The organism is Actinoplanes sp. NPDC051633 (assembly GCF_040681735.1).
Classification (GTDB): Bacteria; Actinomycetota; Actinomycetes; order Mycobacteriales; family Micromonosporaceae; genus Actinoplanes.
This window is the reverse complement of sequence record NZ_JBFAZH010001049.1, coordinates 1-2,704: the sequence shown is the minus strand read 5'-3', so window position 1 is coordinate 2,704 and position 2,704 is coordinate 1. Positions and strand designations below refer to the sequence as shown.

At 70.6% G+C, this 2,704-nt stretch carries 4 protein-coding genes; 3 read left to right on the top strand and 1 reads right to left on the bottom strand.

Features of this window, described 5'->3' with window-relative positions:
• The first annotated feature begins 365 nt into the window (after positions 1–365).
• Positions 366–719 (top strand): hypothetical protein, encoded by a 354-nt coding sequence (locus AB0M20_RS36710; RefSeq protein ID WP_364305302.1) that lies wholly within the window; start codon positions 366–368, stop codon positions 717–719.
• Here the strand turns inward: AB0M20_RS36710 and AB0M20_RS36705 are convergent.
• Positions 716–1,414: a haloacid dehalogenase-like hydrolase gene (locus tag AB0M20_RS36705; protein ID WP_364305300.1), complete on the bottom strand. Its 699-nt coding sequence runs from the start codon at positions 1,412–1,414 to the stop codon at positions 716–718. The two genes, AB0M20_RS36710 and AB0M20_RS36705, sit on opposite strands and share 4 nt — an antisense overlap.
• Before the next feature lie 114 nt (positions 1,415–1,528).
• Between AB0M20_RS36705 and AB0M20_RS36700 the strand changes: the two genes are divergently transcribed.
• Together AB0M20_RS36700 and AB0M20_RS36695 are read left to right on the top strand one after the other, a co-directional pair.
• Complete coding sequence (locus tag AB0M20_RS36700; RefSeq protein WP_364305297.1) at positions 1,529–2,089, top strand: sigma-70 family RNA polymerase sigma factor; 561 nt, start codon at positions 1,529–1,531, stop codon at positions 2,087–2,089.
• Positions 2,086–2,704 (top strand): zf-HC2 domain-containing protein (locus AB0M20_RS36695; RefSeq protein ID WP_364305294.1); only part of this gene is annotated, 619 nt, incomplete at its 3' end. The genes AB0M20_RS36700 and AB0M20_RS36695, both read left to right, overlap by 4 nt.

The following is a 2,704-nucleotide window of genomic DNA, read 5'->3' as shown; positions in this document are numbered from 1 at the left end:
GCGAGCCGACTTTGGAGTGCTCAGGGTGTCCGCTCGATGGCGCTCGCGCACTGCTCCTACGCTCGGAAGCTGGCCGACCAGCTGAACAGCCGGCGCCTCGGTGCCACGGCGAGGATCTTCGAGAGCAATCTTCACTCCGACGCGTCCACCCTGATTGACACCGGCGGCGACGTCATGACCGGCCTACGACTTCTTCAAGAAGCCGCCGCGGTATCGGAATACCTCACTGCGCCGGCGCGAGCGAGAATCGCCGCCGAGCAGGCCCAGACGTATGCCGCGCTTCAGCTTCGCAACGAGTCCAGGCTCGCGCTCGACACTGCCCGAGGCGCAGTCGCCGAGAGATCGATCCGGAGGACTGCACCGGGTTGTACAGCGACTGGGGCAGTCACCGCTTGCCGGTTTACGAAGGTACGTGCCACCTGCTGCTGAACGAGCCCGCGGAGGCGGTCGCGATTCTCGAGGCAGTGATCGAGAAGTTGGGCGGTAACCGGGAGAAAATCAACGTCGTGCTCGCGGCGACTGTCGACCTTGCCAGCTCATACGCGGACCTGGGTGAGCTCGAACAGAGCTGTGCCATCCTCGGCGATGCCTATGACCAGCTGCAACAGATCGGCAATCACCGAGGTATCGCCCGCGCCCGGGCTGCACGTCAACGGCTGGCCCGGTGGGACGCCGAGCCGGTCGTGCGCCAGTTGGACAGTCGTATGGCCGCGGCTTAGCCGGCCGGCGCTCCGCCGCCGTGCCGGGCCAAGGAGGTGACGGCGGCCACGACCTCGCTCGGATCCAGCCGGTCCAGTATCACGTCTGGATGGCACGCAGCCAGTTCGTCTCTGCTCGCCCGGTGGGTCACCACCGCCGCCCAGAAGCCGGCGTGGCGTGCGCAGGCGATGTCATTAGGAGCGTCTCCGATGACGACCACCTTGTCCGGCCGCAGCGGGCTCCCGAACGCTCGAGCGAAGCGTCCGGCGATCACGTCCGGCAGCCGGAATCGGTCGCGGTCATCGGAGCCGTATCCGCCGATGTCGAGGTCCAGGCCGGCGTCCAATCCGAGAGTCCGCAGCTTGACCTCGGCGGCCACACGGATGTTGCCGGTCAGAACCGTCTGCGTGAACCCCTGACGGCGCACCCCGACGATGGACTCGGCCGCCCCGGGGTAGGGAGGCTGAACTCGCCGGAGCTCATCGCGTCCTTCATCCATCACACCGGCCATGACGTCGTGAAAGCGGGAGATCCCGTCTTCCGCCACGTCGGCCGGGACTCCTGACGCCAGGGCCGCGTCAACGACGATCGACTCGTCGGTGTATCCATGCACCTTCTTGGCCGGAAAGGTCACGGCTCCTTGCTCAAGATCGTACGTCTTCGCAATGGCTCGGCGTAACCAACGCAGGTCGGCCGGGATCAGAGTGCCGTCCACGTCTCAGATCACGACGCCACCTCGTTGAGGGTCCACGACGGCATCGTCCCACGCGTGGCCGTGAACCATCCGTGCTCGCCGGTGCTACCTACCTTGAGGCGAGGGGGTGGACGGATGGCTCGGCGGGCGGCCGGCGGTGACGATGACCTGCTGCGGTCTGTCGCCGCCGGGGACGCCGGCGCTCTGGCCCTGCTGTACGAGCGGCACGCCGGGGCGGTGTTCGGCTATCTGCTCCGGCTCGCCGGGGATCGGATGGTCGCCGAGGAGATCCTGCAGGACACCATGCTCGCCGTGTGGCGGTCGGCCGGCGCCTTCGAAGGGCGCGCCAAGGTCACCACCTGGCTCTTCGGTGTCGCCCGCCGGCAGGCCCACAACCGGCTGCGCCTGCGGGCCGCTCCGCTGCCCGCCGCGGCCGACCTGCTCGACCGGGCCGATCAGGGCGCCGGGCCCGAAGAGCTGGCGATCGCCGCCGCCGGGGGCACTCCGGTGGCCGCGGCCATCGACCTGCTGCCCGATCACCACCGGGAGGTGATCGCGCTGGTGTTCGTCGCCGGGCTGCCGCTCGCCGACGTCGCCGAGGTGCTCGCGATCCCCGTCGGCACGGTGAAGAGCCGGCTCCACCATGCCCGGGCCGCCGTCGCCGCCCAGCTCACCGCTCAGGAGGTGTCCGAATGAAGGAGTGGCTGCCCGCCTATGCCGCCGGCTCGCTGACCGGCGCGGAGCTCGAGCGGGTCCGCGCCCATCTCGCCGGCTGCCGGCACTGCCGCGCCGACCTCGCCGCCTGGCGGGTGATCGCGGACGCCGCCGCGCCGGGCGCCCCGACACCGGATCCGGCCCGGATGGTACGCACGGTGCTCACCCGGAGCGCGCTCGAGGGACCCGCCGGGCCGCCCCTCGACAGTCACCCGATCAGGCGGGTCGCCGCGCTCGTGGTCGCCGAGGCGCGGCTGATCCGGCCGGCCGTACCCGTCGCCTCGGCCCTGGTGATGGCGCTCGGCGTGGTGATGGTGCTGCTGCAGACCACGGTCGGCGCCGGCCTCGTGCTGGCCCTCATCACGCCGATCGTCGCCGCCGCCGGCATCGCGGGCACCTACCGGTCCGGCCGCGACCCGGCCGCCGAACTGGTCGCGGCCACGCCGACGTCCGGCCGGCTGCTGTTGCTCGTACGCATCGCATTGGTCTTCGGGTTTGATCTGGCGCTCGCGCTGGCGGCGTCGGCCGTGCTGACGACCGCCAGCCTGAACGCCCTGGTCGGCGCCTGGCTCGGGCCGATGGCACTGCTGTCCTCGC

Excerpts from the sequence above, each read along its gene's own strand:
- AB0M20_RS36700 (WP_364305297.1), top strand. The coding sequence starts at position 1,529 with ATGGCTCGGCGGGCGGCCGGCGGTGACGATGACCTGCTGCGGTCTGTC.